Here is a 15,492-nt window from a genome sequence, read left to right on the forward strand (position 1 = left end):
TTCCTCGCCGCCATGGCTGCCGCCAGCATCACTGAAAGGGGGGCCGCAGAAACGGATCTTTCCTCGTCCCGCTCAGCCTGGCGGAGATCCGCAAGCTCATGGCAGCTTGCCGCCCTGGAACAGGTCACCGTCAGCGCACACAGCACGCCCTGAGATGGTCCCGCTTCCGGCGCAGCCACCAGGCCACCGCCGAACGCTGTCACTACCAACGCCGCACCCCGCATCACGAACTCCGGCAACATGGCGGACAGTCAGCTCGCTACACTCGAAAACAAGCCTTTGACCAGCGGCAATAGCAAAGTGCAACTGGAGTACTAGACCTGATGCGCGAGGCGCGCTTCACCACCATGTTCGCCGGCATTGAGACCCCGGACGCAGATGCGCTGCGTGCCATGAACAAGCGGCAGAACCTGCGCTCGCCACTACTCGAAGCCGTAGCCACCTCAATGCCCACGGCATCGAAGTAGTCGGCGGCATCATCATCGGCCTCGACACAGACACCGAGGCGAGCTACGGCCGTCTGACCGGCTTCATCGACGCCAGCGGCATCCCGCTGCTCACCATCAACCTGCTCCACGCACTTCCCCACACACCCCTGTGGCGACGCCTGCAGTCCGAAGACCGAGTTCTTGACGACCCAGGAGAACGGGAGTCGAACGTCGAGTTCCTGCTGCCCTACCCGGTGGTGCTCAATGGCTGGCGCCAAGCGATCGCCCACGCCTACGACCCTGAGCGCCTCTTCGCACGCTTCGCCCACCAGATGCGGCACACATACGTCCACCGAGCCACCAGTCCGCGATCGACCGCCATGCCCAGCCGTGCTGAGCTCCAGCGCGGCTTGCGAATCGCTGGCCGAGTGCTGTGGCACTGTGGGATCCGAGCCTCCTACCGCACAGCCTTTTGGCGTATGGCACTGCCTGCCCTACGACGCGGTGACGTGGAAGGGATGCTGCATGCCGCCCTGGTGGGTCACCACCTCATTACGTTCACTCAAGAGGCTCTTACCGGACGCGCCGAGAAAACGTTCTACGCGCCACGCGGCGCGGTACCAACCGCTCCCTGAGCCGACGATCGCGTGAAGGCTACGTCGTTCTCCCCCCACTGGTTACCAGGAGCGCCTTCAGCTGTCCGTTCGACGGCAGGCGAGGACATCACCGATACGAGCTCCGCGAGCCAGATGTCGTCTCCCACAAGCCCGGTGAACAGAGCCGCGAGGCCGGTGAACAGTACAGGGCTACCAGGGCCGGCAAGGACGTACATCGCTGCGCCGACGAGAGTCGGGGGTGCTCCCGCGGCGGCGAGGACGGTGCCGGTGCCTGCCATTACCGGCCAGCTGTACCGGACCGGGCGACCGCCCGCTGGGCGGCCATGCACAGAACAGCCCATTGGCAGGAGGTGCGGCACGGGCGCCGCAGTCCGGCGTGACAGGATCACGGGGCTGTGTCATCTGTCTCCTGCTGGCGGACTAGTTCCTGCTGGAAGCGGGCACGGGCAGCGGCACGGTTCACCTCTGCGGAAGAATCCCTTCGTCGGACGTCCAGGTCGCTGATCACCTCCCGGGGTCCGTAGAGCACCATCACGTCGCCGGCGCGCAGACAGGTTTCCGGCCTTGGCGCGCCGACCCAACGACCGCTTCGCCGCTGGATGCCCAGCACCAGTACGCCTTCCCCGCGCAGGTCCAGCCTCCGCAGCGGCTGGTCGACCACCCTGTGGTCTTCGCATACACGCAGTTCGCCCACCATCCAGTTGTCCGACAGGTGTAGCAGACCGGCGTAGTCCCTGGCCTCAAGGGTGGTGAACCGGCGCAGAAGGCGTTGCAGGACATGTGTCAGCCACCGGTCGGCGGCGGCTGTGCGGAGCACGATCAGCAAAAACCCCAGGCCGCCGACAATGATGCCAAGACGCAGCAGGCCGTCGGCGCGGCCGTGCAGGCCGGTGAAGGACAGCAGCAGCGAAGCCACGACAGAGACCATGCCTGCGCTGCCGAGCAGCATCAGCGTCATGGCGATACGTCGGCGTACTGGATGGCTGACCATGGTCTCGGCTTCCGAGGTCGTGAAGCCCACGCCACTGAAAGTCGAGCGGGCCTGGAATCGTGCTGCCTCGCGTGACATGCCGGTAAGGACAAGGGCGACCGTCGCGACCCTATTGATCAGCAACGACAGGATGATGACCACAAAGAACGAAAGAACACCGATCATCTTCGACCCCCGAGCGCATACTCATGGCTCCACACGTGCGACCTGGAAGGAACCACCGTTCTAGAGTGTCACCGGGACGGGTAGAAGCGCGGGGGCTCCAGGGCCTGCTTGGTTCAGTGTCCAGCAGCGGCTGCACCTTTATTGAGCATTGTGCGAGCGGCGCGCTCCCTTTGCCTGCACAGCGTGCGTCAAAGTCATAAGTAGCAGTCCCCCTGCGAGGTTCCCGGCGCCCGCCAATAGGAGATTGGAGCCGACATCAAAGTAGGTCACTGCGTCACCCAGCCATACGCCGAAGACCAGGTGCAGCACAGAAACGACGACGTGGTCGAACGGGCCCAGCGCGAGAAAGAATCCCACCACGTACGCCAAAATGATGCGACTGGTGGCGGAGTTGACGGCATGGAGGAGATAGGACAGCAGCGTCAGGAGCGTTCCGGCTGCCACGCCCCTGGTGAAGGTTGCCAGGCTGCTCTTGCTTGCGATGTCCTTGGCTACCTCCTCCAGGCTGTGATGCGCTCCCGCAGGCAGCGTGCCCTCCACGGTGAAGACCACGGCCATGATCGCCCCACCCACCAGATTGAGGAGCAGTACGACAATCCACAAGGTGCCGAGCTGAGTCCATGCCGAAGCCCGACGGCGATCAATCGCTGTAGCGACAGGATCGAAGAAGTTCTCCGTGAACAGTTCCGAGCGGCCGATCACAACAAAAATCAGCCCGATACCGAAGGCCAGCGCGCCGACGAGCTTGCCGACACCAGGGCCAAGCTCCGGCTCCACGAGCTCCCGCGCCATACCTAGGGCCACGATGCCGAACACGATCGTGACACCGGCGATGAATCCGGTGGACGCCTTTTCCAACAACGGCATGGAGAGCCGGCGCTCGCCTTCCCTCTTGGCTCGCTCGTAGATGTCACGGGGAGCCGGAGCTGTCGTCATGGGTGATCTCTACCACGTCGCCTGTCCGCATGCGCCTTGAAACAGGTAGCGGCAGTGGAACGCCGCAGGTTTCGAAACGGGGCGGCATAACACGCATCGCCGGTTAGCCAACCGGCGATCCCGCGCATCTTGATAGCCCACCGCCACGACCGCCCGTACGTCGAAAGGCACCACCCAGACGACCACAGACAAGCGTGAAGCGCTCATGGCCAAGGTGCCGTCAAGCGATCACGCTGCTGCGTAGCTCGCACGGAACAGATCCCGGGCATGCTCCAGGTCCCGCTCGGTGCGCAGCTGCACCTCCAGGTCGCCAGTGCCATGGTGGCCGACCCCTGTCACGTCCCGGGTGAACCCGGGCACGAGGTCTACCGTCTTTGGATCCGCCTTCAGGTAGACCAGCACCTTGGTCTGCTGGGGCGGTATCACGCAGGCGAAGTTCCGCAGCCGCTGATAGGCCGCGTACGTCTTGCGCTGGACACGGGTGACGCTCTCCCCCAAACCGAGGAGAACCTCGTCGGCAGCCTCGGCCAGCTCCGCGATGGCCTCGGTTCGCATCTGCGGCACCTGGAGCCCGCCCGCGCGCCGACGAGCCCGCCAGTTCGCACCCGACTTCCCGGCGACCGAGGCCACGGCCTCAAGACCGAGGAGGTCGGTGCCGAAGAGTCGGTAGCGCACCAAATCGATGCTGCGCCGGTGCTCACGTACGGCGTGCACGTCATAGCGAGTGAAGTCGCCGGCGATGCAGATAAGCCTCGGTCCGCTCCACAGCACCTGGGCCGCGGCCGTGATCCCGAGCCGGTCGCGGACCAGATGCTCGAACTCCGCCCGGTGGTCCATCAGCCAGCTGAGGTAGAACAGTCCCTGATTGATAACGCCCGAGTCGACGCCCCGCTTGTACTCGACGATGACCGGGGATCCGTTCTCATCGAGACCGAGCGAGTCTATCCAGCCACCGTGGACCGCACCGGTGCTGTACTCGCTCGCCAGGAAGCGGACCCCGAGCAGTGCTTCCATGTGGGCCTCGACGAGACGCTGCGCATCGGCTTCGACCTCGGCAAGACGCGACGTGACCTCAGTCACGCCGCCCTTCGTGCTGTAGAGCTTCAGGTTCGACACCGCCCCTCCCGTGCACCCAGTGTGACCGGTAACGAAGAGCGGAAGCAGTTGAATTTATTTCCGAACGCGCCCGAACCTGAACCCGCGCCCTTGGTGATGGAGAGCTTCGTGGCGATGTCGCGCCGGCTTGGTTTCTGGTCCCGCAAGTGGAGGGCCATGGACGGCATGGCTCGTCGGTGGCGGCGGCTCCGCCGATGCTCTTGCCGCAGGCGCCCGAGCACCACGCCGAGCAGCCCTCCCACGGTCAACTGATAGACGATGGCATGCCACGCCGCAGCGCTCGGAGGGCGGGTGTACGGCCCGCCAACAGGGATGAACCACGCGTACGGCCGCCGTGGCCAAAAGCAGATCCACCCCGCCGCACAGGGTCGGCCGGAGCGACGCCGCCGCTCACCGCGGCCGTGGCGCAGGCCGCGGTTCACCGTACGGGCCAGTGCCGGCGCAGGTGTAGGCGGGGGACGGCACGGCCGACGCGGAGCCGGGGCGCGGCCAAACTGGAGGTCGGCACCCCGCAGGGCCCCGGAATTCCTCACAACCGGACCATGACTTCTGCCCGTACGTGCCGAATGGGCGGCGCTGACCTCCGCCGGGTGTACGCCACGGTCGGCGTGACCGCATGGCGCTTGTATCGCGTCAAGCAGTAACGAGGAGGAAGTGCCGGAGATCGCGTTCGCCGGCGGTTGCCGTAGAAGCCCTACCACACCTACCAGTGCCTGCACGGCTCCGTGTCCGCACCGCGTGGGCGCTGGTCCGATACCGCGTCGCGGTCGGCGAACCGCGGCAGCCGGCGAGCCTGTCTCGGGCCCACAGGGTCTGCGTCTGCGACGAGCGCGGTTCAGCGGGCGCCGGCTTCCTGCTCGGGGTCCGCGGATTTGGGGGGATGTGCGCGCAGGGAGCCTGGGTGGGCCTTGGCGGTCGGGTCGTGCCTGGTCTTGATCAGGCTTGCCACGGTGACGACCGCGAGCACGAGGGCGATCACGGCAAGGCTGAGCGGGGTGGGGATCTCGGGGATGGCCTCGTGCACGTCGACGTGCGCCCAATGCAGGATGAGCTTGACGCCGATGAACGCGAGGATTAGCGCCAGCCCGGCAGACAGATACACCAGCCGGTCCAGCAGCCCCTTGACGAGGAAGAACAAGGCGCGCAGGCCCAGCAGGGCGAAGGCGTTGGCGACGAAGACGATGTAAGGCTCCCGCGTGACCCCGAACACCGCCGGAATGGAGTCGAGCGCGAAGAGCAGGTCGATGCTGCCGATGGCGAGCAGCACGATGAACAACGGGGTGACCATCCGACGGCCGTCGACGCGGACGGTGAGCTTGCCGCCGACGTAGTCGCCGGTGATCGGCAGGAGCCGACGGGCGGCCTTCACCATCACGTTGTCCTCGATGTCCGGGTCCTCGTCGCGGTGCCGGAACAACTGCACGGCCGTGTAGATCAGCAGCAGGCCGAACAGCAGGAACATGAACGAGAACAGCGCCAGCAAGGTGGCGCCGAGCGCGATGAAGATCGCGCGCATGACCAGGGCGAGCACGATGCCGAAGGTGAGCACCTTGTGCTGGTGTTCCGCCGGCACGGCGAACGTCGACATGATGATGACGAAGACGAACAGATTGTCGACCGACAGGCTCTTCTCGACGATGTAGCCGGCGAAGTACTCGGTGCCGAACTCGCCGCCGTATCGCGCGGCGAACCAGATGCCGAAGCCGACGGCGACGAGGATGTAGAACACCGACCACGTGGTGGCCTCACCGAAGCCGACCCGGTGCGGGCGGGCTGCGGCCAGGGTCAGGTCGACGGCGAGCAGGGCGAGGATCAGGGTGATGGTGACGGTGACGGTCCAGGTGAGTGCGCTGATGTCCAGCACCGGTCCTCCATTCGGTTTCGGGGTCGGTGTCAGTTCCGGTTCGGTCCTGGTTCGGCGGGGGTGACGTGGTGGTTGCGCCGGTGCCGGCCGGGGCGGTGAGCAGCAGCACCGCTCCGGCCAGGGCGGCGGCTGTGGAGGCGGCGAGGATGCCGACCTTGGCCTGGGCGATCAGGGCGGCGTCGGTGAAGGCAAGGTCTGTGATGAACAGCGAGACGGTGAACCCGATACCCCCCAGCGCGGCGACACCGAGGATCTCGCGGTGGTGCATGTCCGCGGGCAGGGCTCCCCAGCCCAGGCGGCGCACCAGGCAGGTCACCCCGCCGATGCCGACGATCTTGCCGAGGACGAGCCCGGTGATGATCGCCCAGGTCACCGGCTGGCCGAAGGCGTCGCCGAGCGCGCCGCCGCGCAGGTCGCCCCCTGCGTTGGCCAGGGCGAAAAGCGGAACCACCAGGAACGCGCTGACCGGGTGCAGGGAACGCTCCAAGTCGTCCAGGACTGCGCGCCCGGCCACGGGCGGGGCGGGGGTGAGCAGTCCGAGCGCGACCCCTGCGAGGGTGGCGTGCACGCCGGATTCCAGGGTCACGAACCAGACCAGCACCCCGACGGGGACATATGCCCAGGATGAGCTCACCCCGAGCCTTCGCATACCGGCGGCGACCAGCAGCCCGGCCACCGCGCCGGCCGGCCACCAGAGCTTGACGCGTTCGGTGTAGAAGATCGCGATGACGCCGATGGCGAGGATGTCGTCGACGATGGCGACGCTGAGCAGGAACAGCTTCGCCCCGCTGGAGGTGCGGCGCCCCCAGCAGCGCAAGGACACCGACAGCGAAGGCGATGTCGGTGGCCATCGGAATACCCCACCCGCGCCCCGCTTCCCCACTACCGGCCACGGCCACGCACACCAGCGCCGGGAAAACGACACCGCCGGCAGCGGCCAGCGCGGGCAGCGTCGCCGCACGGCGGTCACGCAGCTCCCCCACGACCAGCTCCCGCTTGATCTCCAGGCCGATGACGAAGAAGAACAGGACCATCACTCCGTCATTGACCCAGTGCCGCAGGTCGTGGGTCACCCTCGCCGCTCCGCCACCGAGGCTGACCTTCTGCTGCCAGAACTCGACGTAGCCGTCTGCCGCCGGGCTGTTCGCCCACACCAGCGCGCTCATTGCGGCAACGACCAGGATGATCCCGCCCGCACTCTCCGCGTGCAGGAACGCCCGCAGCGGGGAAGCGACCGCAGCCGCCACGCGTCTGACCGAACCAGCCACGCTTTCCGTCGCCTTCCTGCCCACGATGGTCATGCCGCTCGCGATGGCCGTGCGCGCGGCTCGCCTCGACTCTCGCAGAGATCGCCCGCAGCCGCACCGCGCCCCACCGGGCTGGGGGGACTCGGGCCGATCGCAGAGTCGAGCAGCTACGCAAGCAACCCGACCGCGTGTTCCTGGGCTACCGGCCCTCTATCACGCCACGGCCGCCCCACCGGCCCTGCGGGAAGCGTCCGCCGCGTGGTCGACCCTGCGTCGTACCGGGTGCCCGTCCCCCTCTGACACGTGTATCAGCGCGCATCCTACCTGCGCTGACGACCCGGACGAGTAGCGCGAGGAAGGGCATCAACTGACAATCAGGGGGAAAGAGGAAAAGGCTGCCGCCTTGTGTACGGCGGTGTCGCGGAAGGCGGTCACGATGGCCCTGTTGCTGTTCCTCATTCTCGTAGCAGTGGTCCTGGGCCTCATCGGTGCCGTGGTCGAGGGATTGCTGTACCTGCTCGCGATCGGCGTGGTCGTCTTGATTTGCGCGCTCGCCTATGCTGCGCTGCGGTTCCGCCGGGGAGGTCGCCGGCACCGCTGAACTCCCGCACTCCTCGAGCCTCCGGCGCAACGTGAGCGTCCATCAGTGCGCAGGTGCGGTGCCAGGGCCCAAAGGCAGTGGTGACCGGGACGGCGAGGCAGCATCCGCGTCACTCCGGCGCTCATCAGCACGACGTTGGAGGCGCCAGCCTGCGGCACAGGGTCCGGTTCCGCCACGCGGAAGAAGAGCTGAGCCAGGAGGTGACCCGGCTGTGACGATGCCGACCAGTCGGTTTCCTCCAGCATGAGGGCAGGATGGGTGGAGCCGGTCTGCAGCTTCGGCATGAGCCGGGCCATCGGTTCGTCGGAGTGGGGGGTCGGCAGGTCGTCGACCGGCGCCATCACACGGGCGACGGTCGTGGACTCGCGCTCCGTCTCCGGGACCCGCGTCTGCGCCTTTCAGGGTGACCAGGCCCACCGCGGTGTTCTCGTTGTCGACGACGGGAAAGGCGGCCGAGTGGCGGTAGCGATAGGGCGGGTCGGTGAGGAGTTGCTGACCGTCGTGGTATTCGGGACGGTCACCGGATCGGGCGTCACCGCGTCGCTTACCGGCAATCCTCCCAGCAGTTCGCGCAGTTTCGCCTGGCCGCCTTCCGCTGCGGCCACCGCGGTGACGAACCAGCCGACGACGACCAGCCACGGCGCAGGAAGACCACCGCGGTCACGCTGAGGCGAGCCAGTACTGCCATGCCGGGCGATCCGAATGAGCTTCCCGGAAGCCGCCCTCAGCCCCACGAGGATCACGGCGAAAATGACCAGGAAGCTCCAGTACACCTATCCGGATACCGGCCACGCGGCCCAAAACCGCACCGGCAAAGCGTCGAAAGGAAAGGGAACCGCCGAACCCGGGTGAGCAGGCGTTTCCTTTGGACCGGTGGCTCCTCCACCCGCGCTGGCACCGCGTCTACGGTGAGCTGAGGCGCAGTCCTGGTTCGACCTCCATGGGTCCGCAGGCGGCTCCGCGTCACGGCCCCGCAGTGGGCGGCGGATCCCCGGACGATGCGTAGCGCATGCGCAGCTCGTGGATGACTCCCAAAGCGGCGGCGGTGACCGGCACCGCGAGGAGCACTCCGACGATCCCGGCCACGGACGCGCCCGCGGTGAGCGCCACCAGGATCACCGCGGGGTGAATCCGCACGGTCCGGCTCTGGACCATCGGCTGGAAGATGTTTCCCTCCAGCACCTGTACTACAAGTACTAGCCCGACCACCCACAGCCCGATGACGAGCCCGCGGTCGGCGAGCGCGACGAGCACGGCTACGGTCCCGGAGACGAAGGCGCCGAGGTAGGGGACGTAGGCGCCGATGAAGACGATCGTGCCGAGCCCGATGGCGCCCGGCACGCGCAGGATCAGCAGGCCGGCGGTGATGAAGACGGCGTCGATGAGCGCTACCACGGTGGTGCCCCGCATGAATCCCTCGACGCCCTCGAAGGCCCGTCGGGCCATCGCCTCGACGGCATCGGCGCCGCCGCGCGGTACGAGCGAGCGCAGGGTGCCGGTGGCCCGGTCGGAGTCGCGCAGAAAGAAGAAGACCAGCAGCACCGCGAGCACCGCCATACCCAGGGCCTGGGCGACGACGCTCACTCCTGTGACGACCCCGGTAGCGACCGACCCGCCGAACCTGCCCAGCACATCCAGGGCGTGATCGGCGAGATCCTCCAGCGTGGTGCCGACCGCCCCGAACTGATCGGCCACCTGCCGCACCGCCTTCCGCAGCGAGGCGATGATCTGGCCCCAGGTGTCGACCAGCGCGATGGTGACGACGCACACGGCGCCGCCGACCACCGCAAGGACAGCGGCGCAAGTGAGCCCGGCGGCGACGGACCGGTTGGCCTTGGCCTTCACGAGCCACCGGTGGAAGGGGAGGAGCAGCCCGGTGCCGAGCAGGGCCAGCAGTACGGGAACGACGGCCGCCCGGAGCGCCACGCACACCTGGATCCCGTCGTAGCCGACCCCGGCGACCAACAGGATCACGGCGCACCAGGCGGCCACCCGGCGAACAGGCTCCGGAAGCAGCTGCACGCGCCCAGGGTACGCACCGTCGGCACCGATACTGCGCAACCGGCCCGCCCGCTGACATGCCGTCAGCTCCCGGCATGCGCCGCCCGGTGGCTGGCTGCGATCTTCGTCAGCCCTGCGTTCCTATGATGGCCGCATGCCCGGCCTGCACGCGAGCTCGCATAGCGCACACCGCCGCAGTGGGAACGCTAGGGCCGCCCGATCACCTGGCTGGTCCAGGTGATGCCGGTGTTCTTCATGGTGGGCGGGTTCGCCACCGCCGCCTCCCTGACCCCGCCACTCATAGGGGCGGCGAAATCGCCGACTGGCTGCTCAACCGCAGCGCACGGCTCGTACGGCCGACGACCCCACTCATGGTGACGCTCCCCACCGCCGCGCTGATCGCGCGTCTGGCGGGCGTCGATCCAGCCCAGGTGGGCCGAGCGGTGTGGTTGGCCTCCATCCCGCTGTGGTTTCTGCTCTCTACCTCATGGTGGTCTTTCGGACGCCACTGATGCACCGCCTGCACCGGCGGGCGGGGCTGGTCGTGCCGCTGGTGCTGGTGGGGCTGGTCGCGGCGGGGCCGTGGCGCGTCTGGCGTTCGACGCGCCGACGCTGCAGTTGGGTAACTACCTGTTCGCCTGGCTGGCGGTGCACCAGATCGGCTTCGCCGCAGGACGGGGCGCTCCCGTTCCGGCTCAGAGTGGCCGTGCCGCTGCAGGTGGGCGGTGCCGGGGTGGCGGTGCTGCTCACGGCTGCCGGCCCCTCCGCGGTCAGCATGGGCGACTATGCCGGCATGCCGCTCCGTAACCTCTCGCCGCCGACGCTCGCGATGCTGGCGTTGGCCACGGCTCAGCTGGGACTGGTGCTACTCCTGCGCGACGTGGGGAATCGGTGGATGCAACGCCTCGAGCCGTGAATAGCCGTGATCGCAGAGAACTCGGCGATTTTCACCGCGCTGCTGTGGCACACGAGCGCGCTCGTGCTCGTCGCCGTGGCCGTGTACGCCTCCGGTCTGGTCCCGCTGCCCCGACCCACTGCGGACACGGGAGCGTGGCTGCTGTGGAAACTGCCCTGGCAGGCCGTGCTCCTCACCGTGCTTGTGGCGGTCTTCGGCCGGCTCGAAACGCGCGGCATGCGGCGCAGCGACCTCACCTCGCGCAGTTGGTGGACGCCGAGGGCGCTCGGTCGGCCCAGGCCGCACGCCGCCGCGACCACGGTCGGTTACGCCGCCTGCGTGCTCTGCCTGCTCGGTGTGGTCGACGCCGGTCCGGCCGACCACGGGCCGTTCGGACTGCCGACCGCAGCCCTGGGCGGCTTCCTGGCCGGGGCGGCCCTGCCCCCGGCCCGCGCGGCAAGCGACTGCCGGGCTGGCTGAGGCGCTCCGCCGGCCCGCCCTTAATAGGGCTCTTTGAGATTGGCTCTGGCCGCAGTTTCGTGAACCACAGCGCCTGGTGCGCCAACACAGACAGATGCGCCGATCGCCCCGTCTCCCGACCGTAGGGCATGCTGTCGCGGTGAGTGATCCTCAACCAGCATGGCAGGAATGGCTGAACAGCCTGGACGTGCCACGAAAGGCTGCCGCGGAGTCGCTGCGTGCCCAGTTCAGCGCCCTCGGCGTGACCGATCCTGTCGACTTGATCAAGTCGGAGGTCATGGAAGACCTTCCGCAGCTCGCGGGATTCGTGCTGCTGCGGAGCCTGTGGCACGGTGCGATCGACGGCTGGGCCGAGCCGGGCTGGCTCGATCAACTGCCAGCCGCGCAACGCCTTCTTGCCGCCGGTGCGGACCGGGAGGACCTTGTTCGCCTGGTCCGAGCCGTTGCCTATGAGGTGGTGTTCGCGACGCTCGACGAGCTGGACGCCGGCGGCGATGTGAACGTGTCGGGTGTGGAGGCGGGCTGGGTGGTCATGGAGTGGGCGAAGATGGCTCTCCGACTGGGCGGGCCTTGTCGGGCCTGCATGAAGACCTCCTGACAATGGATCCCAGCGGGCGCGACGGAGCTGACCTCTGGCAATGAGGGCAGTGTTTTAGGCTGATTGATGCAGGTCACGACTGGGTGAGGATGCGGGTCCGGAGGAGTTCGAATGAGGCTCGTCCATACATGGCTCGCTTAAGCGTTTTCACCCGGTTCACGTGCCCTTCGACCACCCCGGAACTCCACGGAAGGGTGAGCCCGGCGGTGACAGCGTCGAGGTCCTGGCGGAGGAAGCCGGCGAAGCCCCTTATGGGCTTCGGTGCGTCCTGCTCGGCCTGCCGGATCCACTCCAGCAACAGGTATCCGCGCTGGTGGCGGGCCAGATTGGCGAACGCCCGAGCGCGATCGCAGGCCCGGGTGATCCGCGCAGGCGAGCCGGACTTGGAGGAGTCGCTCGCCCTGGCTTTCGGTGAGCGTCTCCCGGGGCCGCATGATCCACGAGGTGATCTCGCGAGGGCTCGGAATGTCGGCCCGGACCGGTTCGGCGGTGCCCGCGCGGAGGGCGGCGAGGTGTTTGCGGACGACCTGGCGGCTGCCGCTGTAGCCGCGAGCCTGGATCATTAGGAACAGGCGTGTGCCGCTGACCTGGCCCTGGGCGCTTCGGTGAAGCGGGCGTTGAGGTATGCCTTGAACGGCTCCAGGACGCCGTTGGGGCAGCGCTCGCGGGCGGAGGCCAGCAACTCGTCGAGGTCGGTGTCGCGGAAGCGGCGAACGGTCTTGCGGCCGAGGTTCAGACGACGGGCGATGGCGCTGATCGTTCAGCGTTTCTCCAGCAGGCGGCGGATGCCCTCGTAGCGGTGGCGGGTGCGTTCGATGATCTGGGTGCGGGGCAGCTCCGCGGGCGGTAACAACATCGGGGGCGGCTCGGGCGCCTCGGTCACTGTGTCCTCCGCGGCGTGTTTTGGCGCAGGCAGTGGCGGTGCTGGTGGCACGTCTTCTCCACCGCGGCGGACAGGTTCTGCAACAGGTGCCAGCGATCTGCGACTTCCAGGGCATGAGGTGCGGCTTCCTTGACCGTCTTTGTGTAGGCGCTGGCCCGGTCCCGGCAGATGATCTCGGCTCCGGGATGCCCGGTGAGCCAGGCCGCGAACGTCTCGGAGGTGCGGTCGGGCAGCACGTCCACGACCCGGCCGGCCTCGACGTCGACCAGCACGGTGCCGTAGGTGCAGCCCCCGCGGAAGGCGAACTCGTCCACCCCCAGAACCCGGGGGGGCGCGGTCCGGTACCGTCGGCGCCGTCAACAGCCTGAGCAGCCGGGTCCGGCCCGCCACCAGCCGCAGGCGGCGGCACAACCGCGCAGCTGGACGTCCGCCGAGTTCGATCGCGATCGACCGCAGCCAGCCTGTCAACCCGGTGCTGGAGCGGCGGTGCCGCTCGGACAGGCGCGGCACCTGCTCGACGAACGTCTTGCGGAAACAACTCTTCCGGTCACAGAAGTACCGGCGCACCCGCAGCCGGACTATGACCTGGCGAGAGGCTAACGGCCGCTCGTCCAGGGTGCGTTGGTATGCACTCTGAATGTGCCTCGCCTGTTTCCGGCAGTCTGGGCACCGGCCCGGGTGAGCCGTGGACACAGCCTCCGCTACAAGGACGTCGGTGGAGTCGCTGACGTGCTCCACTCGCACGTCGATCCCCGGAAACAGCGCCTCGACCGTCTTGCTCGCCATAGCAGGAAACACTCTGCCGAAACGATCCCGCGTTCCCGCCCTTGACCTGGGGATTCACGGAACTGCGGCCAGAGCCAAAATCACGGACGCGCCCGATTCATCCCCCAGCAGATCGCCGCCGCCCACTGCGCCGGTGCGGGGCGGCCGCCGCACACGGCACCAGGTGCCTTCTGATGGCACTGTGGCGTTATGGACGGCTACTGGTTCATCCTCGTACTCGTTGCCGCGCTGATCGTGCTGAATGCGCTGTTCGCCGGGAGTGAGATCGCGCTGATCTCCCTGCGGGAGAGTCAGGTGAGACGTCTGGGCCGCACTGGAGGGGCCTCTGCGGCTCGGCTGGTGCGCCTGACTGAGGACCCCAACCGGTTCCTGGCCACCATCCAGATCGGCATCACCCTGGCGGGATTCCTGGCCTCGGCCACCGCCGCTGTGTCGCTGGCCGAGCCCCTGGTGCCCGTCCTGGGCTTCGCCGGGCGGGCCGCCGAGCCGCTGGCGATCGCCCTAGTGACCTTGATCCTGACCTTTGTGACCCTGGTGGCGGGCGAACTCGCGCCCAAGCGTCTGGCCATGCAGTACGCACAACGGTGGGCGCTTCTGGCGGCCACGCCTCTGGATGTGCTGGCCACCGTCTCCCGTCCGGCCGTATGGGCCCTGAGCCGCAGCACCGACCTGGTCGTCCGCCTGCTCGGCGGCAACCCGCGCGAGGCCGAGCAGCCCCCCAGCCACGAAGAACTGCGCGACATGGTCGTCAGCCACCGGGGACTGACCACGGAGCAGCGCACCATCATCTCCGGCGCCCTGGAAATCCACGAGCGCCCCTTGCGTGCCGTCCTGATCCCGCGCCGCTCCGTGTTCGCCCTGCCCGACGGTACGCCGGCCGCTCAGACCCGTATAGACCTGGCCCGCTCCGGGCACTCCCGCGCCCCGGTCCTGCGAGCCGGTCACATCGACGAGGTCATCGGCATCGTTCACCTGCGCGACCTCATTACCAGTGATGACAGCACCTCGGTCGCCGGCCTCGCCCACCCCGCGCCCTTCTACTCCGACTTCATGAAGGTCTCCGAAGCGTTGCGGCGCCTGATGGCCACCCGCCAGCAGTTCGCCGTCGTCGTTGACGAGCACGGCTCTGTCGGAGGCATCGTGACCATCGAGGACCTCCTGGAGGAGATCGTCGGCGAGATCTACGACGAGACCGACCGCGACATGATGACCGTGCACACACAACGCGATGGATCCCTGGTCCTGCCCGGCAGCTTCCCCATCCACGACCTGCCCGACATCGGAATCGACATCGGCGACCTCGCCCGCGGCCCTTACACGACCATCGCTGGCCTCGTCTTGGCACGATTGGGGAACCTGCCGCAGCGTCCCGGGCAGAAGATCGAGCTCGCGGGCTGGTCCGTCGAAATTACCGGCATCCATCGGCACGCCATCACGACCGTGCGTCTCCGACCGCCGCGTCGGTAACCGAAACCCCGGTCGTTGGCGCTCATGTGCAGGACGTGACGCATCCTTCCGCCGTAGTCCTCAGGCTGTGGCTGCCCCGAGCAACCCGGCCGCCCAAGACCCAGTCATCGACAGCCTTGAGCGGATGCCTAGCGTGGGACGGTCAACTGACAAGGCGTTCGGCCAGATGCGGGCCGAAGGACTTCGACGTTGTTCCCAGCCCGCTGGGCGGCCGAGGTGGGGGCGAGAGTCAGGGCCCACCGCCACGGGCTTTGGCAAGGCACGCCAAGACTGGTCAAGGGGAATTTTTGGTCATGGTGTGCTCGGGCGTTTCCAGGTACTCGGGGCAGCCGGGATTACGGCAAAAGCCAGGCGCCCACACGGGCACCAAGACCCTCAGCGTCTCGTGCCGTCTCTTAATGACCATGTCCACACGCT

15 protein-coding genes and 3 pseudogenes are annotated in these 15,492 nt (G+C 67.8%); 8 read left to right on the top strand and 10 right to left on the bottom strand.

Annotated elements, in window-relative coordinates:
- The 3 genes and pseudogenes from G412_RS41835 to G412_RS38585 all read left to right on the top strand — a co-directional run.
- Positions 1 to 153 (top strand): annotated as a pseudogene (locus G412_RS41835) (IS701 family transposase); the annotation flags it as partial.
- A 170-nt stretch (positions 154 to 323) separates the two neighbouring features.
- A complete protein-coding gene (locus tag G412_RS39855; protein WP_157839175.1) occupies positions 324 to 467 on the top strand; it encodes a hypothetical protein in 144 nt (47 codons plus the stop codon).
- 140 nt (positions 468 to 607) lie between these two features.
- Positions 608 to 1,063, top strand: a complete 456-nt coding sequence (locus G412_RS38585) for a DUF4070 domain-containing protein (RefSeq protein WP_244283259.1) — start codon at positions 608 to 610, stop codon at positions 1,061 to 1,063.
- A 367-nt stretch (positions 1,064 to 1,430) separates the two neighbouring features.
- Here G412_RS38585 and G412_RS0127955 read toward each other — a convergent pair whose 3' ends face one another.
- The 6 genes and pseudogenes from G412_RS0127955 to G412_RS41840 all read right to left on the bottom strand — a co-directional run.
- Positions 1,431 to 2,201, bottom strand: coding sequence for a cation:proton antiporter regulatory subunit (locus G412_RS0127955; protein WP_037650073.1), 771 nt, complete (start codon positions 2,199 to 2,201; stop codon positions 1,431 to 1,433).
- Positions 2,202 to 2,339: 138 nt separating this feature from the next.
- The gene (locus G412_RS0127960; RefSeq protein WP_028814962.1) at positions 2,340 to 3,137 is read right to left on the bottom strand and encodes a formate/nitrite transporter family protein; all 798 of its coding nucleotides are present in this window, start codon (positions 3,135 to 3,137) and stop codon (positions 2,340 to 2,342) included.
- Between the two features lie 228 nt (positions 3,138 to 3,365).
- On the bottom strand, positions 3,366 to 4,253 hold the full coding sequence (locus tag G412_RS0127965; RefSeq protein ID WP_028814963.1) for a DUF5655 domain-containing protein: 888 nt from the start codon (positions 4,251 to 4,253) through the stop codon (positions 3,366 to 3,368).
- Positions 4,254 to 5,088: 835 nt separating this feature from the next.
- Complete coding sequence (locus G412_RS0127970) at positions 5,089 to 6,117, bottom strand: TerC/Alx family metal homeostasis membrane protein (protein WP_028814964.1); 1,029 nt, start codon at positions 6,115 to 6,117, stop codon at positions 5,089 to 5,091.
- Positions 5,999 to 6,934, bottom strand: coding sequence for a Na+/H+ antiporter NhaA (locus G412_RS41150; RefSeq protein WP_244283251.1), 936 nt, complete (start codon positions 6,932 to 6,934; stop codon positions 5,999 to 6,001). The genes G412_RS0127970 and G412_RS41150 overlap by 119 nt, the downstream gene beginning before the upstream one ends.
- Before the next feature lie 43 nt (positions 6,935 to 6,977).
- Positions 6,978 to 7,418 (bottom strand): annotated as a pseudogene (locus G412_RS41840) (Na+/H+ antiporter NhaA); the annotation flags it as partial.
- A gap of 382 nt (positions 7,419 to 7,800) precedes the next feature.
- Between G412_RS41840 and G412_RS40345 the strand changes: the two are divergent.
- Positions 7,801 to 7,965 (top strand): hypothetical protein, encoded by a 165-nt coding sequence (locus tag G412_RS40345; protein WP_167546497.1) that lies wholly within the window; start codon positions 7,801 to 7,803, stop codon positions 7,963 to 7,965.
- A 963-nt stretch (positions 7,966 to 8,928) separates the two neighbouring features.
- On the opposite strand, the gene G412_RS0127990 is transcribed toward G412_RS40345, so the two are convergent.
- Positions 8,929 to 9,987, bottom strand: coding sequence for an AI-2E family transporter (locus G412_RS0127990; protein ID WP_028814966.1), 1,059 nt, complete (start codon positions 9,985 to 9,987; stop codon positions 8,929 to 8,931).
- Between the two features lie 685 nt (positions 9,988 to 10,672).
- Between G412_RS0127990 and G412_RS39860 the strand changes: the two genes are divergently transcribed.
- The 3 genes from G412_RS39860 to G412_RS36305 all read left to right on the top strand — a co-directional run bounded on the left by G412_RS39860 (position 10,673) and on the right by G412_RS36305 (position 11,939).
- Entirely contained in the window at positions 10,673 to 10,882 is a 210-nt protein-coding gene (locus G412_RS39860; RefSeq protein WP_157839176.1) for a hypothetical protein, read from the top strand.
- A 6-nt stretch (positions 10,883 to 10,888) separates the two neighbouring features.
- Entirely contained in the window at positions 10,889 to 11,341 is a 453-nt protein-coding gene (locus tag G412_RS37425) for a hypothetical protein (RefSeq protein WP_028814968.1), read from the top strand.
- 139 nt (positions 11,342 to 11,480) lie between these two features.
- Positions 11,481 to 11,939 (top strand): hypothetical protein, encoded by a 459-nt coding sequence (locus tag G412_RS36305; protein ID WP_244283252.1) that lies wholly within the window; start codon positions 11,481 to 11,483, stop codon positions 11,937 to 11,939.
- 73 nt (positions 11,940 to 12,012) lie between these two features.
- Here the strand turns inward: G412_RS36305 and G412_RS36310 are convergent, their stop codons facing one another.
- From G412_RS36310 to G412_RS41845, 3 genes and pseudogenes are all read right to left on the bottom strand, one after another.
- Positions 12,013 to 12,303 (bottom strand): transposase, encoded by a 291-nt coding sequence (locus tag G412_RS36310; protein ID WP_078607453.1) that lies wholly within the window; start codon positions 12,301 to 12,303, stop codon positions 12,013 to 12,015.
- 515 nt (positions 12,304 to 12,818) lie between these two features.
- Positions 12,819 to 13,136, bottom strand: coding sequence for a transposase (locus G412_RS37430; RefSeq protein ID WP_028814969.1), 318 nt, complete (start codon positions 13,134 to 13,136; stop codon positions 12,819 to 12,821).
- Positions 13,137 to 13,380: 244 nt separating this feature from the next.
- A pseudogene (locus G412_RS41845) lies at positions 13,381 to 13,608 on the bottom strand (hypothetical protein); the annotation flags it as partial.
- Between the two features lie 189 nt (positions 13,609 to 13,797).
- Here G412_RS41845 and G412_RS0128030 point away from each other — a divergent pair.
- Positions 13,798 to 15,075: a hemolysin family protein gene (locus G412_RS0128030; RefSeq protein WP_028814970.1), complete on the top strand. Its 1,278-nt coding sequence runs from the start codon at positions 13,798 to 13,800 to the stop codon at positions 15,073 to 15,075.
- Positions 15,076 to 15,492: the final 417 nt, after the last annotated feature.

The sequence above is a fragment of the Streptomyces flavidovirens DSM 40150 genome, from assembly GCF_000429085.1.
In the GTDB taxonomy this organism is placed as follows: Bacteria; Actinomycetota; Actinomycetes; order Streptomycetales; family Streptomycetaceae; genus Streptomyces; species Streptomyces flavidovirens.